The organism is Nitratireductor sp. XY-223 (assembly GCF_004959855.1).
In the GTDB taxonomy this organism is placed as follows: Bacteria; Pseudomonadota; Alphaproteobacteria; order Rhizobiales; family Rhizobiaceae; genus Hoeflea_A.
The window spans coordinates 289073-315077 of record NZ_SPNT01000006.1 but is presented as its reverse complement, the minus strand read 5'-3'; the positions used below and the strand labels follow the sequence as shown (position 1 = coordinate 315077).

At 62.0% G+C, this 26005-nt stretch carries 26 protein-coding genes and 1 riboswitch; of the genes, 19 read left to right on the top strand and 7 right to left on the bottom strand.

Annotated elements, in window-relative coordinates; all coding sequences use genetic code 11:
• The first annotated feature begins 11 nt into the window (after window positions 1-11).
• Window positions 12-3500 (top strand): carbamoyl-phosphate synthase large subunit, encoded by a 3489-nt coding sequence (carB, locus tag E4M07_RS20675; RefSeq protein ID WP_136660289.1) that lies wholly within the window; start codon window positions 12-14, stop codon window positions 3498-3500.
• On the opposite strand, the gene E4M07_RS20670 is transcribed toward carB, so the two are convergent.
• The gene (locus E4M07_RS20670; protein ID WP_136660288.1) at window positions 3497-4558 is read right to left on the bottom strand and encodes a hypothetical protein; all 1062 of its coding nucleotides are present in this window, start codon (window positions 4556-4558) and stop codon (window positions 3497-3499) included. The genes carB and E4M07_RS20670 overlap by 4 nt on opposite strands.
• A 181-nt stretch (window positions 4559-4739) precedes the next feature.
• Here E4M07_RS20670 and E4M07_RS20665 point away from each other — a divergent pair, with 181 nt between their 5' ends.
• The 3 genes from E4M07_RS20665 (at window position 4740) to E4M07_RS20655 (ending at window position 7241) form a co-directional block, all read left to right on the top strand.
• Window positions 4740-5393: a hypothetical protein gene (locus E4M07_RS20665; RefSeq protein ID WP_136660287.1), complete on the top strand. Its 654-nt coding sequence runs from the start codon at window positions 4740-4742 to the stop codon at window positions 5391-5393.
• A 235-nt stretch (window positions 5394-5628) separates the two neighbouring features.
• Window positions 5629-6105, top strand: a complete 477-nt coding sequence (greA, locus tag E4M07_RS20660; RefSeq protein ID WP_136660286.1) for a transcription elongation factor GreA — start codon at window positions 5629-5631, stop codon at window positions 6103-6105.
• An 83-nt stretch (window positions 6106-6188) separates the two neighbouring features.
• On the top strand, window positions 6189-7241 hold the full coding sequence (locus E4M07_RS20655; protein WP_136660285.1) for a glycosyltransferase family 4 protein: 1053 nt from the start codon (window positions 6189-6191) through the stop codon (window positions 7239-7241).
• On the opposite strand, the gene E4M07_RS20650 is transcribed toward E4M07_RS20655, so the two are convergent.
• Window positions 7238-7714, bottom strand: coding sequence for an Lrp/AsnC family transcriptional regulator (locus E4M07_RS20650; RefSeq protein ID WP_136660284.1), 477 nt, complete (start codon window positions 7712-7714; stop codon window positions 7238-7240). The genes E4M07_RS20655 and E4M07_RS20650 overlap by 4 nt on opposite strands.
• A gap of 272 nt (window positions 7715-7986) precedes the next feature.
• On the opposite strand from E4M07_RS20650, the gene trxB reads away from it, so the two are divergent.
• The 6 genes from trxB (at window position 7987) to E4M07_RS20620 (ending at window position 14636) form a co-directional block, all read left to right on the top strand.
• On the top strand, window positions 7987-8952 hold the full coding sequence (gene trxB, locus E4M07_RS20645; protein ID WP_136660283.1) for a thioredoxin-disulfide reductase: 966 nt from the start codon (window positions 7987-7989) through the stop codon (window positions 8950-8952).
• 27 nt (window positions 8953-8979) lie between these two features.
• Entirely contained in the window at window positions 8980-9876 is an 897-nt protein-coding gene (locus E4M07_RS20640; RefSeq protein ID WP_136660282.1) for a LysR family transcriptional regulator, read from the top strand.
• A gap of 93 nt (window positions 9877-9969) precedes the next feature.
• A riboswitch (cobalamin riboswitch) is annotated at window positions 9970-10183 on the top strand.
• Window positions 10184-10372: 189 nt separating this feature from the next.
• The gene (locus E4M07_RS20635; protein WP_136660281.1) at window positions 10373-11170 is read left to right on the top strand and encodes an ABC transporter ATP-binding protein; all 798 of its coding nucleotides are present in this window, start codon (window positions 10373-10375) and stop codon (window positions 11168-11170) included.
• Window positions 11171-11186: 16 nt separating this feature from the next.
• A complete protein-coding gene (locus E4M07_RS20630) occupies window positions 11187-12134 on the top strand; it encodes an ABC transporter substrate-binding protein (protein ID WP_136660280.1) in 948 nt (315 codons plus the stop codon).
• A 1-nt stretch (window position 12135) separates the two neighbouring features.
• A complete protein-coding gene (locus tag E4M07_RS20625; protein ID WP_136660279.1) occupies window positions 12136-13143 on the top strand; it encodes an iron ABC transporter permease in 1008 nt (335 codons plus the stop codon).
• A 98-nt stretch (window positions 13144-13241) separates the two neighbouring features.
• The gene (locus tag E4M07_RS20620) at window positions 13242-14636 is read left to right on the top strand and encodes an adenylate/guanylate cyclase domain-containing protein (protein ID WP_206057328.1); all 1395 of its coding nucleotides are present in this window, start codon (window positions 13242-13244) and stop codon (window positions 14634-14636) included.
• A 259-nt stretch (window positions 14637-14895) separates the two neighbouring features.
• Here the strand turns inward: E4M07_RS20620 and msrP are convergent, their stop codons facing one another.
• The 3 genes from msrP to E4M07_RS20605 all read right to left on the bottom strand — a co-directional run bounded on the left by msrP (window position 14896) and on the right by E4M07_RS20605 (window position 17688).
• Window positions 14896-15867 carry a protein-methionine-sulfoxide reductase catalytic subunit MsrP gene (gene msrP / locus E4M07_RS20615; RefSeq protein ID WP_136660278.1) on the bottom strand — a complete coding sequence of 324 codons (972 nt, stop codon included), beginning with the start codon at window positions 15865-15867 and terminating at the stop codon, window positions 14896-14898.
• 202 nt (window positions 15868-16069) lie between these two features.
• The gene (locus E4M07_RS20610) at window positions 16070-16381 is read right to left on the bottom strand and encodes a YciI family protein (RefSeq protein ID WP_136660277.1); all 312 of its coding nucleotides are present in this window, start codon (window positions 16379-16381) and stop codon (window positions 16070-16072) included.
• 104 nt (window positions 16382-16485) lie between these two features.
• On the bottom strand, window positions 16486-17688 hold the full coding sequence (locus E4M07_RS20605) for a pyridoxal phosphate-dependent aminotransferase (protein WP_136660276.1): 1203 nt from the start codon (window positions 17686-17688) through the stop codon (window positions 16486-16488).
• A 149-nt stretch (window positions 17689-17837) separates the two neighbouring features.
• Between E4M07_RS20605 and E4M07_RS20600 the strand changes: the two genes are divergently transcribed.
• The 8 genes from E4M07_RS20600 (at window position 17838) to E4M07_RS20565 (ending at window position 23595) form a co-directional block, all read left to right on the top strand.
• The gene (locus tag E4M07_RS20600; RefSeq protein WP_136660275.1) at window positions 17838-18644 is read left to right on the top strand and encodes an EAL domain-containing protein; all 807 of its coding nucleotides are present in this window, start codon (window positions 17838-17840) and stop codon (window positions 18642-18644) included.
• A 243-nt stretch (window positions 18645-18887) separates the two neighbouring features.
• A complete protein-coding gene (locus tag E4M07_RS20595; RefSeq protein ID WP_136660274.1) occupies window positions 18888-19124 on the top strand; it encodes a hypothetical protein in 237 nt (78 codons plus the stop codon).
• Window positions 19125-19152: 28 nt separating this feature from the next.
• The gene (locus tag E4M07_RS20590) at window positions 19153-20286 is read left to right on the top strand and encodes a PQQ-dependent sugar dehydrogenase (RefSeq protein ID WP_136660273.1); all 1134 of its coding nucleotides are present in this window, start codon (window positions 19153-19155) and stop codon (window positions 20284-20286) included.
• Window positions 20287-20298: 12 nt separating this feature from the next.
• Window positions 20299-20796: a DUF1499 domain-containing protein gene (locus E4M07_RS20585; protein WP_169054320.1), complete on the top strand. Its 498-nt coding sequence runs from the start codon at window positions 20299-20301 to the stop codon at window positions 20794-20796.
• A 116-nt stretch (window positions 20797-20912) separates the two neighbouring features.
• On the top strand, window positions 20913-21812 hold the full coding sequence (locus E4M07_RS20580; protein ID WP_136660271.1) for a DMT family transporter: 900 nt from the start codon (window positions 20913-20915) through the stop codon (window positions 21810-21812).
• 423 nt (window positions 21813-22235) lie between these two features.
• Entirely contained in the window at window positions 22236-22451 is a 216-nt protein-coding gene (locus E4M07_RS20575) for a cold-shock protein (protein WP_136660270.1), read from the top strand.
• Between the two features lie 180 nt (window positions 22452-22631).
• Window positions 22632-22925: a hypothetical protein gene (locus tag E4M07_RS20570; RefSeq protein ID WP_169054319.1), complete on the top strand. Its 294-nt coding sequence runs from the start codon at window positions 22632-22634 to the stop codon at window positions 22923-22925.
• A 169-nt stretch (window positions 22926-23094) separates the two neighbouring features.
• Window positions 23095-23595 carry a BA14K family protein gene (locus tag E4M07_RS20565; protein ID WP_136660268.1) on the top strand — a complete coding sequence of 167 codons (501 nt, stop codon included), beginning with the start codon at window positions 23095-23097 and terminating at the stop codon, window positions 23593-23595.
• A 12-nt stretch (window positions 23596-23607) separates the two neighbouring features.
• Here the strand turns inward: E4M07_RS20565 and E4M07_RS20560 are convergent, their stop codons facing one another.
• Both E4M07_RS20560 and E4M07_RS20555 read right to left on the bottom strand, forming a co-directional pair.
• On the bottom strand, window positions 23608-24255 hold the full coding sequence (locus E4M07_RS20560; protein WP_136660267.1) for an MBL fold metallo-hydrolase: 648 nt from the start codon (window positions 24253-24255) through the stop codon (window positions 23608-23610).
• A 124-nt stretch (window positions 24256-24379) separates the two neighbouring features.
• The gene (locus E4M07_RS20555; protein WP_136660266.1) at window positions 24380-25267 is read right to left on the bottom strand and encodes a branched-chain amino acid aminotransferase; all 888 of its coding nucleotides are present in this window, start codon (window positions 25265-25267) and stop codon (window positions 24380-24382) included.
• Window positions 25268-25484: 217 nt separating this feature from the next.
• Here E4M07_RS20555 and E4M07_RS20550 point away from each other — a divergent pair, with 217 nt between their 5' ends.
• Window positions 25485-25967: a MarR family transcriptional regulator gene (locus E4M07_RS20550; RefSeq protein ID WP_136660265.1), complete on the top strand. Its 483-nt coding sequence runs from the start codon at window positions 25485-25487 to the stop codon at window positions 25965-25967.
• Window positions 25968-26005: the final 38 nt, after the last annotated feature.

Here is a 26005-nt window from a genome sequence, read left to right as displayed (position 1 = left end):
GAAACGCCGATATGCCAAAACGCACCGATATCAAGTCGATCCTCATCATCGGTGCCGGACCGATTGTCATCGGTCAGGCCTGCGAGTTCGACTACTCCGGCACCCAAGCCTGCAAGGCGCTGAAGGAGGAAGGCTATCGGGTCATCCTGGTCAATTCCAATCCGGCGACGATCATGACCGACCCAGGCCTGGCGGACGCCACCTATGTCGAGCCGATCACGCCGGAAGTCGTCGCCAAGATCATCGCCAAGGAACGCCCCGACGCGCTGCTGCCGACCATGGGCGGCCAGACGGCGCTGAACACGGCGCTGTCGCTGCGCCGCATGGGGGTCCTCGAACGTTATGATGTCGAGATGATCGGCGCCAAGCCGGAGGCGATCGACAAGGCCGAGGACCGGGCGCTGTTCCGGGAGGCCATGGCCGCCATCGGACTCGAGACGCCGCGCTCGATGCTGGCCAATGCGACGGATGTGAAGAAACTGGACCGCCGGGCTCACGATGCCAAGCGCGACGAGCTCAAGGCGCAACACAGCGGCGAAGCGCTGGACACCGCACTCGATGCGCTGGAGACGGAGTGGCAGCTTGGCGAGACCGACCGCAAGCAGCGCTATATCGCCCATGCCCTCGGCGTCGCCGCCCAGGCGCTCGACCATGTCGGCCTGCCGGCGATCATCCGGCCGTCCTTCACGCTCGGCGGCACCGGCGGCGGCATTGCCTTCAACCGCTCCGAATATTTCGAGATCGTCGAAGCGGGTCTCGACGCCTCTCCAACCACCGAGGTGCTGGTCGAGGAATCGGTGCTCGGCTGGAAGGAATACGAGATGGAGGTGGTGCGCGACAGGGCGGACAATTGCATCATCATCTGCTCCATCGAGAATGTCGATCCGATGGGTGTGCACACCGGCGATTCGATCACCGTGGCACCGGCGCTGACGCTGACCGACAAGGAATACCAGATCATGCGCAACGCTTCGATCGCGGTGCTGCGCGAGATCGGGGTCGAGACCGGCGGGTCCAACGTCCAGTTCGCGGTCAATCCGGAAGACGGGCGGCTGGTCGTCATCGAGATGAATCCGCGCGTGTCCCGCTCCTCGGCGCTGGCGTCCAAGGCCACCGGCTTTCCGATCGCCAAGGTCGCCGCCAAGCTGGCCGTCGGCTACACGCTCGATGAGTTGGAGAACGACATTACCGGCGGCGCGACGCCCGCCTCGTTCGAGCCGTCCATCGACTACGTCGTGACCAAGATCCCGCGCTTTGCATTCGAGAAGTTTGCCGGCGCCGAACCGCTGCTGACCACCTCGATGAAATCGGTGGGCGAGGTCATGGCCATCGGCCGGACATTCGCCGAATCCCTGCAAAAGGCCCTGCGCGGTCTGGAGACCGGGCTGACCGGCCTTGACGAGATCGATATCCCCGGACTTGGCGAGGGCGACGACAAGAACGCCATCAAGGCGGCACTCGGCACGCCGACGCCGGACCGGTTGCGCATGGTGGCGCAGGCGCTGCGGCTGGGAACCAGCGAAGAGGCCGTTCACGCAAGCTGCAAGATCGATCCCTGGTTCATCGCCCAGTTAAAGGCGATCGTTGACATGGAGGACCGTGTCCGCGAGCACGACCTGCCCGAGGATGCCGACAACCTTCGAATGCTAAAATCCATGGGATTCTCGGACGCCCGGCTTGCCGGCCTCACCGGCCGGCGCGAGCGCGAGGTCGCCGACTTGCGTGCGGCGCTCGGGGTGCATCCGGTGTTCAAGCGCATCGACACCTGCGCTGCCGAATTCGCCTCACCCACGGCCTATATGTATTCGACCTACGAACAGCCCTTCGCCGGAGCGCTGCGATCGGAGGCCGAGGTCTCGGACCGCAAGAAGGTGGTGATCCTCGGCGGCGGACCGAACCGCATCGGTCAGGGCATCGAGTTCGACTACTGTTGCTGCCACGCGGCCTTCGCGCTCGACGATGCCGGTTATGAATCCATCATGATCAACTGCAATCCGGAAACGGTGTCGACCGACTATGACACCTCGGACCGGCTTTATTTCGAGCCGCTCACCGCCGAGGACGTGCTGGAGATCCTGCGCACCGAACAGCAGAACGGAACGCTGCACGGCGTCATCGTCCAGTTCGGCGGACAGACGCCGCTGAAGCTCGCCAATGCGCTCGGCCGCGCCGGCATTCCGATCCTCGGCACCGATCCCGACGCGATCGACCTTGCCGAGGACCGCGACCGGTTTCAGAAACTGCTCAAGAAGCTCGATCTGCGCCAGCCCAAGAACGGCATCGCCCATTCGGTCGAGCAGGCAAGGCTGGTGGCCACGGAAATCGGCTTTCCGCTTGTCGTACGCCCCTCCTATGTGCTGGGCGGACGCGCCATGCAGATCATCCGTGAAGAGAACAGCCTGTCCAATTATCTGCTCGGGACGGTGCCCGAACTCGTTCCGGAAGACATCAAGGCGCGCTATCCGAACGACAAGACCGGACAGATCAACACGCTGCTCGGCACCAATCCGCTGCTCTTCGACAGCTACCTGGCCAATGCGATCGAGGTCGACGTCGATTGCCTGTGCGACGGCGAGAACGTTTTCGTGTCGGGCATCATGGAACATATCGAGGAAGCCGGCATCCATTCCGGCGACAGCGCCTGCTCGCTGCCCGTCTATTCGCTGACGAGCGAACTGGTCGACGAGCTCGAGCGCCAGACAAGCGAACTGGCGCGGGCGCTCAATGTCGGCGGACTGATGAATGTCCAGTTCGCCATCAAGAACGGCGACATATACGTCTTGGAGGTCAATCCGCGCGCCTCGCGCACGGTCCCCTTCGTCGCCAAGACCATCGGTGCGCCGATCGCCAAGATCGCGGCCCGCATCATGGCCGGCGAGACGCTGGACGAGGCGATCGCGGCCTATGGCGACAAACCCGATCCGCGCCGCCTGCAACACATTGCGGTCAAGGAGGCCGTCTTCCCGTTCGCCCGGTTCCCGGGCGTCGATACGCTGCTCGGCCCGGAAATGAAATCGACCGGCGAGGTCATCGGCCTCGACACGGACTACGCGCTGGCCTTCGCCAAGTCACAGCTCGGCGCCGGCGTCGAACTGCCGCGCGACGGAACCGTGTTCATCTCGGTTCGCGACGATGACAAGGAACGCGTGCTGCCGGCGGCAAGGATGCTTCGTGACAGCGGGTTCGGCATCATGGCGACCAGCGGCACCGCGCGCTTCCTGCAGGAAAACGGCATCGAGGCATCGCGCATCAACAAGGTCCTGGAAGGTCGCCCGCACGTCGAGGACGCGATTCGCAACCGCGAGATCCAGCTGGTCATCAACACGACGGCCGGCGCCAAGGCGATGTCGGACTCCAAGTCGCTTCGCCGCGCCGCGCTGATGCAGAAGGTCCCCTACTACACCACGATGTCGGGAGCCCTGGCGGCCGCGAAGGCGATTGCCGCGCTGACCGCCGGCAATCTCGAGGTCAAACCGCTACAGGATTATTTTGCGGCCTAATCAGGATCGCTCGGTGTCAGTGCCGCGCCGGTGCTGAACTCGGCCAGTTTCGTGGTCCAGTACCAGCACAGACCGACGGTTCCGGTCGCCGCGCAGCAGAAGGCGGCAAAACTTGTTACCTGGCAAAACAGGTAAAGGCCCAGCAACATAAGGTATTTCAGGATCATCGCAGTCGCGCTGGCGACGACGATCGTGCCGATCGGCACGCCGATAGCCCAGCCGCCAATACCCCGGGGAAGATAGATGCCGCGCTCGCGGTCGCCGAACAAAGGCCCGTAGAGCGCCAGGAACCCGATCAGGCCCGCAGCCAGTTGAAGCACGGCCCAGAAGTAGCTGATCCCGCCAGCCGCGGTGAGACGCACCCAGGTCAGAACCAGGGCAAATAGGGGCGCGCTGAGCAACTCGCCGATGTTGCGGCGATCGTTCACCGGCGGCGGCGGATTGGACTCCAAATGCTCTGCGGCACGCCGCCTTAAATCCTCCTGCACCTCTAACTGCCGCTGTATCCCCGCCTCCCAGCCGGCGCATTCCCGTTCGAATTTTTCCTGGATTTCCCGTTGTTCGGCAACGCATTGATCATAAGTCGGTGACCCGAGTTGATCGAGACAGTACCTGCGGCTCAGGCTTAGATTGCTGCACAAGCCATCCCTTGTGTCTGCCGCTTCCTCCAGTACCGGATCTACCATTCTTTGCGGCTTGACCTGTTCGGAAAGCGGTAACAGCCTGCATTGGACGGTGCCGTCCTGTTCGGTTTGCTCCGGTTTGTCTTCGGCGCTTGCCGGCTGTATTTCCGGCGCCTCGATGACCGGCGCCCTCCCGGTCGATGCAAGGACCCAAATATCGCCGAAATAGTTTGTCGCAAGCGCCAAGGGGGCCATGGTGCTCACCGAATTGAACCAGCCCTGCTGCAGGCGCAGCGCGGCTTCGAAGGTCGATTCGGACGTCAGGAATTCGAACGTCCGGCCGATCCCCAGCGAAACGGCGAACGCCAGGAAAAAGAAAAACGCCTTGCGCACGAGCGAACGTTTGCGTGGCGGACTTGCCGGCTGATCTGACATCCCCTCCCAGCTCCGGTTTCAGCGCGCCCCGGCGGAACCGTCGCTCCGCTTGCTCATAGCGCGTCCGATTGTCGCACTCTATCAACGAACGCCGATTTGCGAAAATCGGCATCCAACGATGCGGCCGGGTCCAAAACATGAGACACTGCGGAAAAGTCGCCTGCAAAGGGGATATCAGCGAATGTATGAAGGGTTTCCGGGCGGATTGAAATTCTCCGCCGTCAATTGGGAAAAGAGCGACGCCTCACCGTTGCCGGGCGACGAAGGAACGTTCACACCGCAAGGCTTTCTGCTTGAAGAGCCGACGATCGCCTTTCCCTGGCGCGACAGTGCGCCGGACCGGTTCTACGGCGCCGAGGAGCCGTCGGCCAACCCCATTTTGAATGCGCCCCTGCAGGAGGCAAGCGGAGGCACGATCTATTTCGAGACCACCGATACGGACAGCATCGAAGCCGTTTTTTCAGCCATGGGCGTGCGGCCGGAATCAAAGGATTACATAGTCTTCGCCGCCAGTTCTCCGAACCCGGTCGAAAGCCGTTACGTCGACCAGATTAAATTCGTGTCACACGGCGCTCTGCGGTCGTTGTTCAAAGTCGACGATGACAGAATTCCGCCCGAACAGACATTGACGTTGCGGCAAGCGCTGACCGAATTCGTCATTGAACAGGACGCCAAATGGAACGAACCGGGCAGGCCATTCAGCTCGCGGCTGAGCGGAGCGGCGGGCGGGGACGGCGACTGGGCAAAGGAGGCGTTGGCTTTCGGCTTTCACGTGGAAAACAGCTTCTGGGAGATATACAGGATCTGGAGCCGGGCCTGGCTGGTCACCAAGTAAACGCCGCCCGCCTGTCACCGGCAACACGTCAACGATGCGCGCGATGGCGAACCCGACGCTGCGGGCTTCAGATTAACTGACCGACGAAAAAACTGGCAAATTTGCTCGGTTTGCTGCTATGTTTGCGCGATTGAGTTGTTGAGCGGTTCCGAACCCTCCGGTTCGGGAGCCGTTTTCTTTTGCGCTTTTGCACCACCTCCCAGGTGCGAAAGATGCCAAAAAGAAGGAGAAGGACATGGTTGAAAAAGTCCCCATGACCCAAAGCGGCTTTGGCAAGTTGACCGAGGAATTGCGTTGGCGCCAGCAGGAAGAACGGCCGCGCATCATCGAGGCGATCGCGGAAGCGCGCGCGCATGGCGACCTGTCGGAAAACGCCGAATATCATGCCGCCAAGGAGGCCCAGAGCCACAACGAGGGCCGCATTGCCGAACTGGAGGACCTGACGGCCCGTGCCGAGGTCATCGATCTGGCGAAACTGTCCGGCGATACGGTGAAGTTCGGCGCCACGGTCAAGCTCGTCGACGAGGACACGGACGAGGAAAAGACCTACCAGATCGTCGGCGACCAGGAAGCCGACGTCCGCGAGGGGCGCATTTCGCTGTCCTCTCCGATCGCCCGCGCGCTGATCAGCAAGCAGGTGGGCGACAGCATCGAGGTCAACGCCCCCGGCGGAGCGAAAGCCTACGAGATCCTCGAAGTTCGCTGGGGCTGACCGTTAAAATTCCTGTTAAAGCGGATGCCCGGCACTCTGTACCGCGATAGCGTTCGCGGCGCGCGCCGCGGGGTTTGACGACCATGTCCGATCGACCGGAACTGTTTGTGACCAACCTGCACCGGAACTTCACCGGTGTTTCGGCGACGGCCGCCGCCGTCGCCCGCAGGCAGGCCGCCCGTTACAGCATGCAGATCGTCGGCCGGCCGCTCGCCGGATGCCCCGACCCGGTCTCGATCCGGCGGGCCGTCATACTGTCACGCACGCCGGGTGAAGATCGCCCGTTCGTCCTTTGGCATGTTCGCCGCAACAACGAGATGCGTGCCGCCCTGTGGGCGCGCGACGCACTCAAGCTGCCGGTCCGCATCGTGTTTACGTCCGCGGCCCAGCGCCGCCATTCGGCCTTGCCGCGTTGGCTGATCTCCCGCATGGACGCCGTGATCGCGACGACCGAGGAAGCGGCCGCGCTGGTTCCCAACGTCCGTGCTGTCGTCCACCATGGCGTGGATACCGAGCGTTTCTGCCCCGCCAATGATCGCGACGCGGCCTGGCAGGACATCGGCTATCCCGGCCGCTTCGGCATCGCCACCATCGGGCGCATCCGACCGGAAAAGGGCACGGACGTGTTCGTCAATGCAATGATCGCGCTGCTGCCGGAATTTCCCGACGCCTGCGCGCTCGTTATCGGCAAGGCGACCCCGCAGCATCGCGGTTTTGTCGGCGAACTGCAGGCGCGCGTCGAGGCAGCCGGCCTTTCGCAACGCATCCTCTTCACCGGTGAAATCCCGGAGGACCGGATGCCGCGGCTGGTCAGCAGCCTCTCGCTGCTGGTCGCCTCGCCGCGCTACGAGGGATACGGCATGACGCCGCTCGAGGCGATGGCCAGCGGCGTGCCGATCGTCGCCAGCGACACCGGTTTCTTCGCGTCTTTCATCGGCGACGACCGGGCCGGAACGCTGGTTGCCACACCGGACGCCGCCAAAATCGCCGCGGCAGCGCGCGGTCTCCTCGACAATCCCATGGAACTCGCCCTCAAGGCCGGCAATGCACGCCACCGCGCCGAAGACCTCTTCGGTATCGAGAGCGAAGTCGAAGGCATCCACAAAGTCTACCAGGCCCTCTGGGAATCGGGCTAGCGACTCAGGTCGATCGGCCCTTCATTCTTGACCTGCCGGATGGTCAGCATCGTGCGGACGGTCTCGACATTGTCGGCGGCGGTCAGTTCGTCGATAACGAAATCCTGAAACGTCGCGAGATCGGTCGCAACGCAATGCAGCAGAAAATCCGATTCGCCCGAGACCATCCACGACTGGCGCACGATCGGCCATCTCAGGGTCTTCTCGGCGAAGGCCCGCAGATTGACCTCCGACTGCAGTGTCAGGCCGATCATGCAGAAGGCGACGAGATCGTATCCCAGCGACGGCGCATTGAGGATGGCGCGGTAGCCCTCGATGACCCCCGCTTCCTCGAGCTTGCGCAGGCGCCGCAGACACGGCGGCGCGGAAATGCCGACCCGCTCGGACAATTCGACATTCGTCATGCGTCCGTCGTCCTGCAGCTCGCGCAGTATTTTAAGATCGATGGTGTCCAGTTCCGCGCGCATGGCCATGGCATTGCCTCTTATGTTTCTTTGTGCCGGCTCGGCACGATATGACCAGATATTGCGCATATACGCAAGAATATTTCGTAAACGGGAACGCAGGAGCGCCCCCGCTTCACGGTGCGTCACCGAAAATGACAGCTGTGTGAAAGCCGCGCCGTCCCCTTGAAACGCCGGTACCCGAATTCGTACATTCGGCAAACGACACTGCGGCCCTTGCGCATCGGGTATCCGAACGCCTATCTAGGCCGACACGACAGGAGCAACAGGGAAAACCGACTATGACGATTCGCCATGCACGTGTCCTGATCATCGGCTCGGGACCTGCCGGATACACAGCGGCCATCTACGCGGCGCGCGCCATGCTCGAACCGGTGCTGATCGCCGGTCTGGAACAGGGCGGCCAGCTCACGATCACGACGGATGTCGAGAACTATCCGGGCTACGCCGAGACCGTGCAGGGTCCGTGGATGATGGAGCAGATGCTCAAACAGGCGGAAAATGTCGGCGCCGATATCGTCAACGATCTGGTGACGGAGGTGAATCTCGACGTTCGCCCGTTCCATATCAAGACCGATTCAGGCCAGGAATACACCTGTGATTCTTTAATCATCGCCACCGGCGCACAGGCCAAGTGGCTGGGCATCGAATCGGAGCAGACCTTCATGGGCTTCGGTGTCTCGGCCTGCGCCACCTGCGACGGCTTCTTCTATCGCAACAAGAAGGTTGTGGTCATCGGCGGCGGAAACACCGCCGTCGAGGAAGCGCTGTACCTGTCCAACCTTGCCGAACGGGTCACGCTGGTGCACCGCCGCGACGAATTGCGGGCCGAGAAGATCCTGCAGAAACGGCTGATGGCCAAGGAAAACATCGACATCGTCTGGGACAGCCAGCTCGAGGAAATCACCGGCGAGACCACGACGCCGCCTTCGGTGACCGGGGTGCGGCTCAAGAACGTCAAGACCGGCGAGATCACCGAACACGCGACCGACGGCGTGTTCATAGCAATCGGACACGCGCCGTCCGTTTCCCTGTTTGAAGGCAAGCTCAAGCAGAAGTCCAACGGCTATCTGTGGACGGCGTCCGATTCGACGGCGACGGATGTCGATGGCGTATACGCCGCCGGCGACGTCACCGACGACATCTACCGCCAGGCGGTGACCGCCGCCGGAATGGGATGCATGGCGGCGCTCGAGGCCGAGAAGTTCCTGGCGGAACTTGAACCGATGGCCGACGCCGCGGAATAACGGGACCGTTGCGAGGGGAACACCGACATGCCGCTCGATTGGGATAAACTGCGCATTTTTCACGCCGCCGCCGAGGCCGGGTCCTTTACGCACGCGGCCGAAAAGCTGCATCTGTCCCAGTCCGCGATCTCCCGCCAGGTCAGCGCGCTGGAGCAGGATATCGGCGTTCCGCTTTTCCACCGTCACGCCCGCGGCCTGATCCTCACTGAACAGGGCGAACTGCTTTACCGCACCGCGCATGACGTGCTGCTCAAGCTCGAAGCCGTGCGCGTGCGGCTCTCCGAAACGACTGAAAATCCAAGTGGCAAGTTGCGGGTCACGACGACAGTGGGTCTCGGCTCCGGCTGGCTGACCGACCGCATGCAGGAGTTCATGGAGCTGTACCCGGATATCGAGGTGCAGCTGCTTCTCGACAACGAGGAACTCGATGTCAGCATGCGGCACGCCGACTGCGCCATCCGCCTGCGCCAGCCGCAGCAGCCGGACCTCATCCAGCGCAAGCTGTTCACCGTGCACATGCATGTCTACGCATCGCCCGCCTATCTCAACCGCTATGGCAAGCCCGAGCACGTGAGCGACTTCGACACCCACCGCATCATCACCTTCGGCGAGCCCGCGCCGAATTACCTGCTCGACGTCAACTGGCTGGAAGTGGCCGGCCGGCCGGCGAGCAATCCGCGATCGCCGCATCTGCAGATCAACAACATGCCGTCGATCAAGCGGGCGGCACAGCTCGGCATCGGCATTGCCATGCTGCCCGACTACATGGTCGGCCACGATGCCGGCCTTGTGCAGCTCGACATTGATTCGGACGTGCCCTCCTTCTCCGGGTTCTTCTGCTACCCGGAGGAGCTGCGCGGCTCGGCCAAGCTCAGGGCCTTCCGCGATTTCCTTATCTCCAAGGCGCGCAACTGGAAGTACTGAGGCCCGCGCGTCCCGGCGGCAAGTAGCAATAACGCCCTGCAACGGGCAGAATTTCCATCCGCACAAATATCAATTGCGAAGCAACGAGACTGTTGCTAGATGAATCGCGATGGTTTCCGGGGACACATGCGTGTCGCCGGAATGTAAAAGGGAACACGGTCAGGTGTAGCCATCAGGCGCCAATTCCGTGACTGCCCCCGCAACTGTAGGCGGAGAGCGACGCTGACAAGCCACTGGCAATAGCCGGGAAGGACAGCCGAGCAGAGACCCGCAAGTCAGGAAACCTGCCATCACGAGATCAACCAAGCCGGGCGGGGTGCCCCGGACGGAGGCTTCGATGACACGTCAATTCGTGATCAACAGAACGAACACCTGCTTTCCGTTATCCGGCTCGGACGGAGGCAGCGATGGCAGTATCTTGCGACTTTACGCGACACCCTGAAGACGGGCTCATCTCATTTACCGGTCCCGGCCGCCTGCCGTTGGCAGTCGCCTGATGCATGCCGCGGTTCCCGTGCTGGAGGTGTCGAACCTTTGCCACAGCGCACGCAATGGCGACCTGCTGATCGACGATGTTTCCTTCGCCGTGCCGCGCGGAAGCATCCTGGCGATCGCCGGCCCGAACGGCGCCGGCAAATCCACGCTGCTGCAGCTGATCTCGGGCCTTGGTGAACTCGCGCCCGGTCAGGTTCGGCTCAACGGCAGCGATCTGTCGAAGATGCGGCCGCGCGAACGCGCCAAAGACATTGCGTTCGTCGGTCAGCTCGAAAGTCCCGACGGCAGGCTGCGGCTCGAAGACTATGTGGCGCTGGGCCGCCTGCCCCTGCGCAGCGAACTGCCGGAAAAGGACCACCGCGCCGCCGTAACGAAAGCCCTGCAGGCGACGCAACTTGAGCGGTTCCGGGACGCACCGCTCGGCCGTCTTTCGGGCGGCGAAAGGCAAAGGGCCCATATTGCGCGTGCGATCGCGCAAGATCCCAAGCTGCTGTTCCTGGATGAACCCACCAACCACCTCGATCCCGATGCCAAGGGCAAAATCCTGTCGCTGATCGTGGGGCTCGGCATCACGGTCGTGCTGATCGTCCACGAGATCGCCCTGATTCCGGAATTCGCCACCCAGGTTGCCGTCCTCGAACAGGCCCGTTTGCGGGCATTCGGACCGGCGCAGGACGTGCTGACGCCGTCCCTGATACGGGACGTGTTCGCGGTGGACCTCATCCGCGTGCGGCATCCGAGCGAGGCACGGACATTGTCGGTCGTCGATATCCCGATCTCTCGAAACGCAAACCACTGAACCAGAGGAAAACTATATGAAGTCAGTCATTCTTTCGTGTGCCGCGCTGTGCATCGCCCTGCCCGCGATGGCAGATCCGGTCACCGTCGAGAACTGCGGTGCTTCGCTCACTTTCGAGACGACACCCGAGAGGATCGTCGTGCACGATATGAACATGACCGACATGGCCTTTGCGCTCGGGCTGCAGGATCGTATCGTCGGCCTGACGGGCATTACCGGCTGGTACAAGACGAGCCCGGATTTTGACGACCTGCGCGGCGACATTCCGGAGCTCGCTCCGAAGTATCCGACGGTGGAGAATCTTGTCTCGGCCGATCCCGACCTGTTCTTCGCCGGCTGGTATTACGGCATGAAACCGGGCGGCGAGGTGACGCCCGACACGCTGGCGCCTTTCGGGATCAAGACGCTGGTGCTGACCGAGAGCTGCGTCCACCTCGACAAGAACCGCCCGGAAGCCAGCATGGAACTCCTTTTCGGGGACATGTTGCGCCTCGGACGCATCATGCATGTCGAAGATCGGGCGAAGAAGCTGGTATCTGATTGGCGGCAGGAGCTTTCCGACATAAAGACCACGGTCGGCAAAGCCGGCGGCAAGCGCGTATTTCTTCTCGACGGTCCGGCGGACGCGCCGTTCACGGCCGGCCGCTTTGCCATCCCCGATGCGATGATCGCGGCGGCCGGCGGCAAAAACGTCACCCACGACATGGACACGAGCTGGGGCCGCTCGTCGTGGGAGGCCGTTGCGGCGGCCGATCCCGAATTCCTGATCCTGCTGGACTATCAGACCGGCAACGGCGCGGCCGATACCTTCGCCTTTCTCCAGGCCCATCCGGTCATGTCTCAGACGCAAGCGGTCAAGAACGGCCGCTGGATCGGGCTGCGCTACGAGGAACTGACCCCGGGACCGGCAAACATCGCCGCAATACGCAAGATAGCCGAAGCCCTGCATCCCGAGCGGTTCTGAGGTGAACCGCTTCGCGCTCTGCATTCTGATCGGGGCGATCGTACAGATCGCCCTGCTTCTTTTGTCTGTCGCCTACGGTTCGGCCGACATCTCCTTACCGGAAGTCTCGCGCTCGATCCTTCGCGGCTTCGGCCTGCTTGACGGCGAACCGTCCGCGATGGATCGCATTGTCTTCGACTTGCGGCTGCCGCGCGCGCTGTTTTCGCTTTTGATCGGTGCCGGGCTCGGCGTCGTCGGGGTCGTTTTGCAAACCGCAACGCGCAATGACCTGGCCGACCCGTTTCTGTTCGGCCTTTCCTCGGGCGCCGCGACCGGCGCCGTCTTCGTCATAACCGTTACCGGCGACGTGCTCGGCTTTTGGACATTGCCGCTTGCGGCCTTCAGCGGCGGCATGCTGGCGACGGCCATTGTGCTCGGACTTGTCGCGCGCCTGCGCACATCGGCGCCGGAAAAGCTCATCCTGGCCGGGCTTGCCGTTTCGTTCCTGTTCTCGGCGCTGACGAATTTTCTTGTTTTCTCGGGAGATCAGCGGGCCGCCCATTCGGTCATATTCTGGATGCTGGGCGGTCTCGGCCTGGCGCGCTGGAGCACCCTGCCCCTTGTGCTTCTGGGCGCCGCGGCAATCGTCGCATTCACCATTTTGTCGCATCGAAAACTCGATGCGCTTCTGGCCGGCGACGCGACCGCCAACAGCCTTGGCGTCCCGGTTTCCGCATTGCGGCGCAATGCGTTCATTGCCGCCGCCTTCGCAACCGCCATTTTCGTTTCCGTTTCCGGTGTGATCGGCTTTATCGGCCTGATGGTGCCGCATATTGCAAGGGCGCTGGTCGGTGCACTGCACCTGCGCCTGTCGGTTGTCGCGGCCATTATCGGCGGCGCGCTTCTGACCGCCTCCGATCTGCTGGCGCGGGTGCTGCTCGCCCCTCAGGAACTGCCGGTCGGCGTCATCACCACATCGCTGGGTGCTGTGTTCGTGTTCGCCTTGCTGATGACGGAAAGGCCGCGTTAGACGCGGGCTTGCTCACATGGGCCGCGCCGCGCCCGGTTCCTATAGCGTCGCGGCGCGGTTATCTTCGAAATCAGTTCCGTTTTCCATGGAGTCTGATATTGACAAACAGCCTCGCAGCACCTGTCCCCGGCGGGACGGCATCCGGGTCGACGGACGAGACACCGGACACAAATGACGCCGCCAACAAATTCGCCGAAGCCGCGCTTGAGCGTCACAAGCGCGAGGGCGTCGAGCTCGCCGTCAGGGCGCGTTGGATCGCCATGGCGGCGATCGCCATCATGCTTCCCTTCATCAATTTCGATCTTGAGGTTTTGTACTACGGCGCCTTCCTGGTCGTCTTCAGCCTGATCGGGTGGGTGCACCTTCGCGTTGCCCGGGTCGGCCGTTCGGGCGCGGAACTGCTTCTGATTTTCTGCGACCTGGCCTTGATGACGATTGTGTTTGTCGTACCGAATCCGTTTTCCGACAACGAATGGCCGCTGGCAATGCAGTATCGCTTCGAGGGATTTCTGTATTTTTATGTCCTGCTCGCGGGCGGAGCGCTCGCCTATTCCTGGCGGACCGTGCGCTGGATGGGGACCCTGACCGTGGCTCTGTGGCTTCTTGCGTTCGCAATCGCCTGGTTCGTCTCAAGCGATAACATTGCCCTGACAGAAGCGGCCATCGCGGCATTTCAGCCGGACCTCGAACTGGCGTCGTTCCTCAACCCGAACAACTTTCTGGCCTATATCAGGCTTCAGGAAGTCGTCGTGTTCATGATCGTCGCGATCACCTTGTCCCTTGTCGTGCGCCGTTACGGGGACCTTTTGATGGGCCACGCGGCACTCGAGCGCGAGCGGGCCAATCTGGCCCGCTATTTCTCGCCCAATGTGGTCGAGGAACTGTCAAACAACGACGAACCGCTCAAACAGATCCGAACGCAGGACGTGGCCGTCCTCTTCGTCGACATCGTCGGCTTCACGACCTATGCCGCCGACAGGAGTTCCGAGGAAGTCATCGTGACCCTGCGCCAGTTCCACCAGCGCATGGAGCAGGAGGTGTTCCGCCACAACGGCACACTCGACAAATATCTCGGCGACGGGCTGATGGCGACATTCGGAACGCCCTTTGCAAGCGACCGGGACGCGTTCAACGCGCTGCGCTGCGCGCGCGCCATGATCGCCTCGGTTGCCGAATGGAACAAGGCGCGCGAGAACGCCGGCGAGCAGCCGATCCGGGCCAGCTTCGGGCTCCATTACGGACCGGCGGTTCTCGGGGACATCGGCGCGAACCGCCTCGAATTCGCCGTGATTGGGAACACGGTCAACGTGGCCAGCCGCGTCGAGGCGCTGACGCGCGGACTGTCGGTCAGGCTCGCCGCCACCGACGAACTGCTCGAACGCGTGCGAAGCGAGGTCGACGGCGAAGATCAGGCGGTGTCCGGCCTGGTGCCCCACAACGACGTGGAAATCCGCGGTCTGGATCGGAATATCACGGTCTGGACGCTTGCTTAGGAAAATTCAAACCACGCGCCCTCATCCGTGAAAGGCCTTGAATCCGGGCGTTTGCGCAGCCTTGCAGAAATTGCATAGCTGCCATGCACAGCTCTGCCTTGCAATTCGCACGTTAAGTAAACATATCAGCAGGAGCCGGCGAGCACGGATGGACTATTCCTCCCAGTACCATCTTCGCCGGCTGTGTTCCCCTCTGGAGGTTTCGTTTTTAAACCTTCCGATTCTACGGGCCTGAGAGCAATCTCGAGGCCCGTTTTTTTTACATGTAGAGCTTCTCGCCCTTCAGGTCCTTATAAAGATGCGCGACCTGGTCGCCGTAGCCGTTGAACATCTGCGTCTGGACATAAAGCCCCGTGTGCAGGACGCGCTCCTGCTTCTGGCTCCAGCGCGGGTGCGGCACACCTGGATTGACATTCGCCCAGAACCCGTACTCCGCGGGTCCGACTTCTTCCCAGAAACTGACCGGGCGTGTGTCGGTGAAGGTGATGCGTTTGATGGATTTGATCGACTTGAAACCGTATTTCCAAGGCAGCGCGAGACGGATCGGCGCGCCGAACTGTTTGGCCAGCGGCTTGCCGTATGCACCGGTTACCAGGAACGCCAGGTCGTTGCCCGCTTCCTCGATCGTCACGCCCTCGACATAGGGCCACGGATACCAGCGCTGTTTCTGGCCGGTCGCGACGCCCGGATCGAGGAAAGTCTCGAACCGCACATATTTGGCCGACGACAGGGGTTTGGCGAGCGCAACGAGGTCGGCCAGCGCAAATCCGGTCCACGGCACTGTCATCGACCACGCCTCGACGCAGCGGTGCCGGTACAGCCTTTCCTCGAGCGGTATCTTGCGCACCAGGTCCTCGAAGCCGATGGTCATCGGTTGCTCGACAAGCCCGTCGATTTCCATGTCCCACGGGCTGGTTTTCAGCGCCTGGGCGGCCCTCCAGATCTGCTTGTGCGATCCGAATTCGTAAAAATTGTTGTACATGGAATTGACGTCTTCCGGCGTCAGTTCCCGGTCGATCGTGTAGGCCTCGTTGCGTTCGGCCGGATAAAGATTAGCGGTCGGATCCGCCGCCGCCAAACCCCGGCCGGGCCGCAGCGCCGCTGCCGCCGCAAGTCCGAGGCCGGCCATGCCGAAGCCCTTGACGAGCTGCCGCCGGCTTAAAAACACCTCTTCGGGCGTGGCAAGGCTTTCGCTGATTGCCCAGTCTTTTCGATGAATGATATGCGCCAATTCTCGTCCTCCGCAACGGCTCAGGCAGGTTCCCCGCTGCACGGTCCGTTCGGCCGCAGATCATAATCCGCCGAGCCGGATGCACAATTCATACGTCTTCACAATCTGGTGTGCCGGCCCGGTTGTAGCCAAAAGAAAACCGGCCCTTCGGCCGGCTTTCATTGTTGATCGGTCTGGCCTGCCTTGCGGGCCGTGTTGGAGGCTACATTTCCATCGCCTCTGCGACCTCGATACTGCCGCCGCCTTCGAGGATCGGGCAGCCCTTCGCCATCTCGACCGCGGCGTCGATATTGTCGGCACTGACGATCGAATAGCCGGACAGCGGATTGGCCCCGCCGCCATCGCTAACGCCGCCCGACGACACCGTTTTGGACGCGCCGACCGGTGCACCGCCGTCAACGACGGCCGCGCCGAGCGCTTCGAACCATGCATTCCATGCGGCCATCACCTTGGCGCCCTCTTCGGGCGATTCCGGAGGCTTGCCGCCATGATAGGCGTATACGAAATTCGGCATGCCATTTCCTCCCATCGTGCGCTTATATTAACAGAGCAGTTATTTAACATAAAAGTTATATAAATGGGCTGTCAATGCATCATCCCCGCGATCGCGGCGCCGCCTTACGTACAGGCGGCACAGAACCGCTGGATCCTGCGGCAGGCCTCCTCGAGCAGCGCTTCCGACGTGGCATAGGAGATGCGGAAATTCGGCCCGAGGCCGAATGCCGACCCGTGCACGACCGCAACGCCCTCGGTCTCGAGCAACTCGGTAACGAAATCCTCATCCGTCTCGATTGTCTTACCGGAGGGCGCCGTCTTGCCGATCAGTCCGGCACAGGACGGATAGACGTAGAATGCCCCCTCGGGCGTCGGGCAGGAAATGCCGGCCGCCTGGTTGAGCATCGACACGACGAGATCGCGCCGTCCCTCGAAGATCTTCTTGTTCCTTTCGATGAAGTCCTGCGGGCCGTTGAGGGCCTCTACGGCTGCCCATTGTGCGATCGAGTTCGTGCCGGATGTCTGCTGGCCCTGGATCATGTCCATCGCCTTGACGAGTTCGATCGGCCCGCCCGCGTAACCGATCCGCCAGCCCGTCATCGCATAGGCCTTGGAGACGCCGTTCATCGTCAGCGTGCGCCCGTAGAGCTCCGGTTCGACCTGCGCCGGCGTCGTGAACGCGAAGTCGCCATAGGTGAGATGCTCGTACATGTCGTCGGTCAGGATCCACACATGCGGATGGCGCAGCAGGACTTCGGTGATCGACCGCAACTCGTCCTCGGCATAGGCGGCGCCGGAGGGGTTCGAGGGCGAGTTGAAGATAAGCCACTTCGTCTTCGGCGTGATCGCTTGCTCGAGCGCTTCCGCCGTCAGTTTGAAGCCGTCCTCCAGCCGCGTTTCGGCGTAAACCGGCGTGCCCCCGCAAATGGCCACCATCTCCGGATAGCTCACCCAGAAGGGCGTCGGGATGATGACCTCGTCACCCGCATTGAGCGTCGCCATCATTGCATTGAAGAGGATCTGCTTGCCGCCGGTTCCGACGATCACCTGCTCGGGCGCATAGTCGAGGCCGTTTTCGCGCTTGAACTTCTCCGAAATCGCCTTTCGCAGCTCGGGGATGCCGGACACGGGCGTATACTTCGTCTCGCCGCGTCTGATGGCCTCGATCGCCGCGTCCTTGATGTTGTCGGGCGTGTCGAAATCCGGTTCGCCGGCACCCAGACCGATGACGTCTCGGCCCTTCGCTTTCAGTTCGCGGGCCTTTTGCGAGACTGCAATGGTTGCGGACGGCTTCACGCGTGACAGCGCATCGGCAAGAAATGCCATTTCGGAAACTCCAGTTATGAAATTAGGACGCGACCAGGACACGTTCCGGATCGTGTATAATCCTATGTCGAATCACGGCGAGAAGTTCAAGCCGGCCGGGACCGCATTTTGCGGCCCGGTGTATCAGGAGATGACCTCTGGGAGCGGAAATGGCCGGGAAGACGGAAAGCGGCCGCATCCTGCCGGAAGCCGACGGCACGTGCAGCGGTTCCTTCGGGCCGTTCGTTCTGAAGACCGCGCTGCAACCCATCCTCGGCCGCGACGGTTCGGGCTTGCTGGCCCTGCGCGGCATGGAAGGCCTTCTGCGCCTTTTCCTGAACGGCCGGCCCTTTGGCCCGGCAGAGTTCTTTTCACGCGTCGGCAAGGCGGAGCGTATCGCGATCGACGCGCTGTGCCGGCAAATGCACCTGATCAACGCATCCGCTGAACCGACGGAAAATGTTTTGCTGTTTCTCAATTTCGATCCCGGCATCTACGAGAGCAACCGTCAGGTCGCCGCGCAGGTCGGCCGCCTGAAAGCCGATGTCGGTGCCAGTGGCCATGCCAGCCGCCATATCGTTTGCGAGATGACCGAGCAGCCCGCCCTGTCTCCGAACCGCGTGCGCTATCTGGTCGAGAGCCTGAGGGAATACGGTTTCAGGATCGCCGTTGATGATTTCGGTGCCCAGTCGTCCGACGCGCGACGGGTTGAACTGATCCGCCCGGATTTCATCAAGCTCGATGCCAAATGGGTGGCGCGGCTGATGGACAGCCAAAGCGGCTTTACCGCGCTAAAGGATGCGGTTTCCCGCTTCCGTCGAGACGGCGCGACCGTCGTCATCGAAGGGCTTGAGAAGGATTTCCAGGTGGAACTCGCCTGGGGGGCCGGCGCCGACCTGGTCCAGGGCTACGCGCTTGCCCGCCCGCAGCTCGCGCCGACGGATTTTTCGCAGCTTTTCCGGCGCGGCGCCGCCTGACGGCAATCTTCGCTGCGGACCGCTGCCACCTTACAGCGAATTAATGCCTGCCACACTTTAAACACGACAAATGTCCGTGTCTGCCTAAATTCCGTCGCCCTGGCGTCCATTTCGGCCTGTTTCATCGTCCCACCGGCTGGACCGGCACCGGCACGCCGCGGGCACCGCTGTCACCCACCCCACGACCGGCGGCAATGCCCGCGGCGTGCCACCAGGACCGAGATGCGGATCGGAGGGCAGATCATGGAACTCGACGCCGACTATCTGGACCGGAATCGTGAAACCAAGCGTGCGCGCTGGAGGTTCAATCTGGCCGCGCTTGCCGTTTTCGCCTCCATTGTCATGCTCGGCGATCTCGTCGTAGAGGCAAAACCGCTCGACCGGCCGCTCCAGGCGCAATGTATCCAAGCGGAGGGCAAGGCCGAGGCTGCCCCGGTCTTTAACTCATCTGGTCAGGCCCTATGTTCTCGCCCACAATAGTCTCAATCGAGATAGGACGAGGCAGAACATGACACGCAAACCCGGTCTGGCCATTGCCGTTGCGACCGCTCTTTTCCTGACGGCGCCGGCCGGCGCCACGGACGCCTACAACACCGACAAGGTCGCCATCAATGTCGACACGGTTGCGACCGGTCTCGAACACCCCTGGGGCGTGGCGGTGCTGCCCGACGGCACCTATCTGGTGACCGAGCGGCCTGGCCGCATGCGGCTCGTCAAGGATGGCAAGGTCTCCGCACCGATTTCCGGGCTGCCGAAGATCGCCACCGGGGGCCAGGGCGGCCTGCTGGATGTGGCGCTTTCCGGTGATTTCGATACCAGCGGCGTTATCTATTTCACCTATTCCGAGCCCGGCCGGGGCGGCGCGGGCACGGCCCTGGCACGGGCAAACCTGGTGCGCAACGGATCGCAGGCGCGTCTCGACGATGTCACCGTCCTGTTTTCCATGGATCGCAAGTCACGCGGCGGCCGGCATTTCGGTTCACGCATCGCCGTGGCCGATGACGGCAGCCTGTTTTTCACGATCGGCGATCGCGGCGACGGCGACCGGGCCCAGGACCCGATGGACCATGCCGGTGCCGTGCTGCGCATCAATCCCGACGGCTCGATCCCGTCGGATAATCCCTATGCGAACGCGGATAATGCGCTGCCGGAACTCTGGTCCAAGGGGCACCGCAACGCGCAGGGCATCGATTTCGACACCAAGACCAACGTCCTCTACACCGTAGAGCACGGCGCCCGGGGCGGCGACGAGATCAACCGTCCCGAACCCGGCCTCAATTTCGGCTGGCCGGTCATATCCTACGGCCGGCACTACTCCGGCGCCAAGATCGGCATCGGCACCGAGGCCAGCGGCTACCAGCAACCGATCTACTACTGGGACCCGTCCATTGCGCCCGGCGCTTTGGCCGTTTATCGCGGCGCCATGTTCCCCGAATGGGACGGCGACTTCCTCGTGACGGCTCTGAAGGACCAGATGCTCGTGCGTATTGACCGCGATGCGGCGGGAAACATTGTCGGCGAGGAACGGCTGTTGCAGGACCGCTACGGACGCATGCGCGACGTGATCGCCGCACCCGACGGCGCGCTGCTGGTCCTGACAGATGATTCGGATGGCGTTATCCTGCGCATTTCGCGCCAGTAATCGGGGTTGTCATTGAAGTATCTGTTTGTCGCGCTCGCGATTGTCGCGGCCATCATCCTTTGTGCCGCGCTTGTGTTCCTTGTCTACGGTCGCGAGAGGAGCTGGCTGCTTGTCGCTGGTTCGCCCGATCGCGGTCGGCTCGACCTTGTCGAGATAAGGCGCAGCCCGACCGCCAACGACGCCCTTGCCTGCACAGGGGGCCTGCGCGGGAACTGCGACCTCGAGTTGCCGGCCCTTGATGCGCCGCCGCAGGCCATCGCCGACAAATTGGCCGGCCGCATCGAGGCGGTTGATCCGCTCGCGCGCCGCGTCGACAACGGCGACGATCCCACGCACCTGCGCTACGTGACCTATTCGCCGACAATGCGGTTCCCGGATCTTATCAGCATCGAGCTGGTCTCCATGGACGACGGTCGCACCGGCGTGATCGCCTATGCGCGCGCCCAGCTCGGCCGCCTCGATTTCGGTGCCAACCTGGAGCGTCTGAAGCTCTACCTGAAGGACGTCTAGCGCCGGCCCCGGCGCCGTTTGCCGCCCGCCTCTTGCCGCCGCGAAAATGCGCTGATAGAGCAGGTCTCCGGATCCGGACGTCCGCGTCCGGACTGTTTCGAGCAAGGTCAATACCGATGAATCGCGCAAAGGCAAATTTGCTGCTGTTGCTGGCAGGGGCTGTCTGGGGCATGGGCTTCGTTGCCCAGAGCACGGCCATGGACGCCATTGGCCCCATGCTCTTCGTCAGTCTGCGCTTCGCGCTGGCGACCCTTTCGGTGCTGCCCTTCGCGCTGCGCGAATCCAGATATGCGACGGCTCCCTTGTCCCGCTCGGACTGGACGGGTTTTGTCTGGATCGGAATTGTGCTCCTGGTCGGCATGGCATTCCAGCAGGTCGGCCTGTTGACCACCACGGTCACCAATGCCGGTTTTCTGACCGGCCTCTACGTCGTCATCGTCCCGTTTCTCATGGTCGGCGTGCTGCGCCAGCAGCCGCACCCGATTGTCTGGCCCGCGGCCCTGCTGGCCTTCGCCGGCATCTGGCTGTTGAGCGGCGGCAGCATCGTTTCGATGAGCCGCGGCGACGTTCTGGTGATCATCGGTGCCTTCTTCTGGGCCTGTCAGGTTCTGCTCGTCGGCCTCTACGGCACGCGAACCGGACGGCCGCTGACCCTGTCGGCGGTGCAGTTCGCGGTTTGCGCGGCGCTCGGATTTGTCGCCGCGGTCGCCACCGAACCGATCGAATTCCGGGCGATCCTCGATGCCGCTCCTGAGATCGTCTATTCCGGCGTGTTCTCCAGCGGTCTTGCATTCACGCTGCAGGCCGTCGGCCAGCGATACACGACCTCGGCGCAGGCCGCGATATTCCTGTCTTCGGAAGCACTTTTCGCCGCCCTTTTTGGCGCGATATTCCTGGCGGAACGCATTGCCGGTATCGGTTACCTGGGATGTATTTTTATATTTGCGGCAATACTTGCCGTCGAAATCATACCCGCAACCACAGGTAGGCGCGCCGGAAAGGCGAAAGCGTCGTGACGTCTGCCCGCCCGATACGCGTCCATATCGACCGGTCCCGTTAACGCGGGCTTTACCTTGATATTATTCAACCTTTGGCAACCGGGACCTGTTCGAAGCGCCGCTGCCCCGGGGGATGCCCGGTTTCATTCTGTGAGTTGCAATACGAAACCGTCACAAAACTTTTTCTTGCTTATTTCTTCAGGCTGGCCCACTGTGTCGCCCGTTCGGGCAATTTGCGAACACGGGAAAACCTACTGATAGCGATGCGGACCGGAGACGCATAATAATCCGGGTGGTCGAAACACGTGCTGAATGAGCATCAGGGATCACGATAACAGGGACCTTTCCGCAATTTTCGAGAACTGCCTGCCGCACCCGTTTGACGGGTGAAACCGAGGACGCGCGGGCGTGACGCCGGCGGACAACAGAGGACCTGACAGAATGGCCGAAACTGGCACTGTAAAGTTTTTCAATACCGATAAGGGCTTCGGCTTCATCAAGCCGGATACCGGTGAATCTGATATTTTCGTACACATTTCGGCCTTGAAGGATTCGGGCCTGGAGACACTGATGGAGAACCAGAAGGTGAGCTTCGAGACCGAACCGGATCGTCGCGGCAAGGGACCCAAGGCCGTTAATCTGACGATCGTCGAGTAATTGGCCGGAAGTCAGCGTTGCCCGGTCGGCGGCCGGGCAACCCGAAGCATACACATACATTAATTTTATTTAATAACTCAACGACTTCCATTCAGTTTGCGTTCATAGACCAAAGCATAGTTTCCGATCCAGACAGAGGGATCTTCTGCCCTCGATCAACGTGATACAGGATCGGATACGATGAACATCTTGACCAAAACTGCAATCGCAACCGCGGCCGTCGTTGCAACGGCGCTCGTTCCCGTCAGCGGCGCCATGGCTGCCCCGAAGCCTGGCCCCGAAAGCGGCCGGCACCACGTCCACAAAGGCGGCCCCGGCTACTACAAGAAAGGCCCGAGGGTGCACTATCCGCGCGGCTATTACAAAAAGCCGCCGGTCGTCGTCCACAAGGGCAAGAACAACGCTGCGGCGATGGGTCTGCTCGGCTTTGCCGCGGGCGCCATCATCGGCGGCGCGCTGGCCAACGGCTCATAAAGGAAGGCATACGCATTCGGCCGGGCGCCCGGAGCAATCCGCGGCGCCCTTTTTTGCATTCTACCGCCTCTTGCAGTCCGTTCAGCTTGCGTTCAGGCAGGGTTTCCTAGCTTGAGACCCAGCGTTACGAACACAACCCAATCGCAAGCCACCGAGAGGAACATGGAAGATGGGAAAGCAAGTTAAAGTACTCGTCGCCGCACTTGCCGTCGCAGCAGTCGCAGCCGCTCCGCTGTCGCAGGCCCATGCGCACGATCGCGGCCGCCCGCACCATCACGGTGGTTGGAACGGCCACAAACACAAGCATCACAAACGCCACCGGGGACCCGTTGTCATCCAGAAGAACAACGACGACGCGTTGCTGCTCGGCGTTCTCGGCCTTGCCGCCGGTGCCATCATCGCCGGAGCGATACTGAGCGAGCCGCCGAATCCCGCGCCGCGGCCGAACTACTACCCGCAGCCGGATTATTATCCGCAGGCGCCCAACGATTACTCGCACTCGCCGAACTACTATCCGCCGGCGCCATCGTCGGTGAACACGTCCGGAACCATCGAGCCGTGGACCGACGAATGGTACAGGTACTGCGCCCAGCGCTACCGCTCATTCGATCCGGCAACGGGTACGTTCCGCGGCTATGACGGCTACGACCACTTCTGCGTCGCGCGCTGATGCGGATCGGGGTCAGATCCCCTTGAGAAACGGGTTGGTGAGACGCTCCTCGCCGATCCGTCCGCCGGGTCCGTGGCCGCAAATGAAGCCCACTTCGTCACCCAATGGCAGCACCTTGTCGCGGATCGAATCCAGCAATTGCTGATGATTGCCGCCCGGCAGGTCGGTGCGTCCGATCGAGCCGCGGAAGAGCACGTCGCCGACATGGGCGAAACCGGCATTGCGGTTGAAGAAAATCACATGGCCGGGCGCGTGTCCCGGGCAGTGAAAGACCTCGAACACGTGATCTTCGAAGGAAACCGTTTCCCCCTCCTCCAGCCACTTGTCCGGCATGACGTTGCGCACCGCGCCGTCGAGGCCGAACATCGCTGCCTGGTCCTCTAGCCCCTGCAGCAGCTTCAGGTCATCCCTGTGCGGCCCGACGATCTCGACCCCGAGCGCATCCTTCAGGTCCATTGCGCCACCGGCATGATCGATGTGACCGTGCGTCAGCCAGATCGCATCGATTCCGATCCCGTTCTTTTCCAGAACGTCCGTGATCGCGGCGACATCGCCGCCCGGATCGACGACCACGCCGCGTTTGGTATCGCTGTCGAACAGGATGGTGCAATTCTGCTGAAAGTCGGTGACCGGAACGATGCCGGCCTGGATCTGACCCATGATGTTTTTCCGAAACTAGAGGAGCCGCACCGGCTATGTGCCACGCCCGGCGCCGGATTGGCAAACAAAAGGGCGCGCGCCTGTGACCGACGCGCGCCCGTCAATGCTCTGAGGCGACGTTGATTCAGGCTGCCTCGCGCACCGGCTGGACGGCCTTCATGTAGTCGTTCACCAGGTTCGTCGTGATTTCTCCGACGGAAAACCGGTAGGGGCCGATCTCGGACACGGGCGTGACCTCGGCAGCGGTGCCGGTCAGGAAGCACTCCTCGAAGTCTTCCATCTCCTCCGGCATGATCGCCCGCTCGACGATCTCGTAGCCGCGTTTCCGGGCGAGATCGATGACCGTGCGCCGCGTGATGCCGTCGAGGAAACAGTCCGGTGTCGGCGTGTGGATAACGCCGTCCTTGACGAAGAATATGTTGGCGCCCGTGGCTTCGGCCACGCGGCCGCGCCAGTCGAGCATCAGCGAATCCGCGTAGCCCTTGCTCTCGGCCTCGTGCTTGGACAGCGTGCAGATCATGTAAAGGCCCGCCGCCTTGGATTCGCTCGGGATCGTCCTGGGATCCGGGCGGCGGTACTTGGCCATGTCGAGACGGATGCCCTTGAGCCGTTCCTCCGGCTTGAAGTAGGACGGCCACTGCCAGATGGCGATGGCGAGGTTGATCCGGTTGTGCTGCGCCGACACGCCCATCATCTCGCTGCCCCGCCATGCGACCGGCCGCACATAGGCGTCCTCGAAACCCTGGCGTTTCAGCAGCTCGTTGCAGGCGTCGTCGATTTCCTCGACGCTGTAGGGAATTTCAAACCCCAGCAGTTTGGCCGACTTGTGCAACCGCTCGGTATGCTCGCGCAGCTTGAAGATCACACCGCCATAAGCCCGCTCGCCTTCGAACACGGAGCTCGCATAGTGCAGGCCGTGCGACAGCACGTGCAGCTTCGCATCCTGCCACGGAACAAACTCACCATTGTACCAAATCTCGCCCTCAAGCTGATCGAAGGGGACCGATGCCATTGCGTTACCTCCAGCGCGTCGCGCTTCATTCGAGTTGTATTCGCCGGATATGAGAAAAGCCCGATAAATTCCGGAAATTGAGCGCCGGGCGGTAAACCGCGGTCAAAACGCCAATACCGTGTCAATTAGGGGGTTTTACATCCTTGACGCGGATTGAGGCTATCAATAGCATCAATTTATGTCAACAAGGCTGACATATTTGAAAGGGAATATCGCAATGGCGTCCGAAAGGGCACGAAAAATACCCGATTCCGACACGATCACGGGCCCCATGTCGGAAAGCGATGGCATCGATTTCGACATCATCGAGATGCTGTACTTCGCCTATCGCGATTTCACCTCCGATCCCGATGCCATACTGGCACGTTTCGGTTTCGGCCGGGCGCACCACCGGGTCGTCCATTTCGTCAACCGGCAGCCCGGAATGACGGTCGCGGACCTGCTCGACACCCTCAGGATTACCAAGCAGAGCCTTGCCAGGGTCCTGAAACAGTTGATCGATTCCGGCTACATACACCAGGTTGAAGGCCCCAACGATCGCCGGCAAAGGCGGCTTTATCCGACCAGCAAGGGCCGGGAATTGGCGCTGGAGCTGGCGCGGCCACAGTCTCGCCGCATAACCGAAGCACTAAGGGGTATCGATTCCGAGGGGCAAAAACTGATCAGGCAGTTCCTTCAGGGAATGGTTAATCGGGATTGATGCGTAAGGGCTTTTGGAGAATTGCATAAGGAGGCGGC

Coding starts and splice junctions, on each gene's coding strand:
- E4M07_RS20565 (WP_136660268.1), top strand. CDS start 23,095: ATGGGAAAGCAAGTTAAAGTACTCGTCGCCGCACTTGCCGTCGCAGCA.
- E4M07_RS20605 (WP_136660276.1), bottom strand. CDS start 17,688: ATGGCATTTCTTGCCGATGCGCTGTCACGCGTGAAGCCGTCCGCAACC.
- E4M07_RS20630 (WP_136660280.1), top strand. CDS start 11,187: ATGAAGTCAGTCATTCTTTCGTGTGCCGCGCTGTGCATCGCCCTGCCC.
- E4M07_RS20590 (WP_136660273.1), top strand. CDS start 19,153: ATGACACGCAAACCCGGTCTGGCCATTGCCGTTGCGACCGCTCTTTTC.
- E4M07_RS20560 (WP_136660267.1), bottom strand. CDS start 24,255: ATGGGTCAGATCCAGGCCGGCATCGTTCCGGTCACCGACTTTCAGCAG.
- E4M07_RS20655 (WP_136660285.1), top strand. CDS start 6,189: ATGTCCGATCGACCGGAACTGTTTGTGACCAACCTGCACCGGAACTTC.
- E4M07_RS20575 (WP_136660270.1), top strand. CDS start 22,236: ATGGCCGAAACTGGCACTGTAAAGTTTTTCAATACCGATAAGGGCTTC.
- E4M07_RS20650 (WP_136660284.1), bottom strand. CDS start 7,714: ATGGCCATGCGCGCGGAACTGGACACCATCGATCTTAAAATACTGCGC.
- greA (WP_136660286.1), top strand. CDS start 5,629: ATGGTTGAAAAAGTCCCCATGACCCAAAGCGGCTTTGGCAAGTTGACC.
- E4M07_RS20550 (WP_136660265.1), top strand. CDS start 25,485: ATGGCGTCCGAAAGGGCACGAAAAATACCCGATTCCGACACGATCACG.
- E4M07_RS20580 (WP_136660271.1), top strand. CDS start 20,913: ATGAATCGCGCAAAGGCAAATTTGCTGCTGTTGCTGGCAGGGGCTGTC.
- E4M07_RS20665 (WP_136660287.1), top strand. CDS start 4,740: ATGTATGAAGGGTTTCCGGGCGGATTGAAATTCTCCGCCGTCAATTGG.
- E4M07_RS20600 (WP_136660275.1), top strand. CDS start 17,838: ATGGCCGGGAAGACGGAAAGCGGCCGCATCCTGCCGGAAGCCGACGGC.
- E4M07_RS20640 (WP_136660282.1), top strand. CDS start 8,980: ATGCCGCTCGATTGGGATAAACTGCGCATTTTTCACGCCGCCGCCGAG.
- carB (WP_136660289.1), top strand. CDS start 12: ATGCCAAAACGCACCGATATCAAGTCGATCCTCATCATCGGTGCCGGA.
- trxB (WP_136660283.1), top strand. CDS start 7,987: ATGACGATTCGCCATGCACGTGTCCTGATCATCGGCTCGGGACCTGCC.
- E4M07_RS20595 (WP_136660274.1), top strand. CDS start 18,888: ATGGAACTCGACGCCGACTATCTGGACCGGAATCGTGAAACCAAGCGT.
- E4M07_RS20670 (WP_136660288.1), bottom strand. CDS start 4,558: ATGTCAGATCAGCCGGCAAGTCCGCCACGCAAACGTTCGCTCGTGCGC.
- E4M07_RS20610 (WP_136660277.1), bottom strand. CDS start 16,381: ATGCCGAATTTCGTATACGCCTATCATGGCGGCAAGCCTCCGGAATCG.
- E4M07_RS20555 (WP_136660266.1), bottom strand. CDS start 25,267: ATGGCATCGGTCCCCTTCGATCAGCTTGAGGGCGAGATTTGGTACAAT.
- E4M07_RS20635 (WP_136660281.1), top strand. CDS start 10,373: ATGCATGCCGCGGTTCCCGTGCTGGAGGTGTCGAACCTTTGCCACAGC.
- E4M07_RS20570 (WP_169054319.1), top strand. CDS start 22,632: ATGAACATCTTGACCAAAACTGCAATCGCAACCGCGGCCGTCGTTGCA.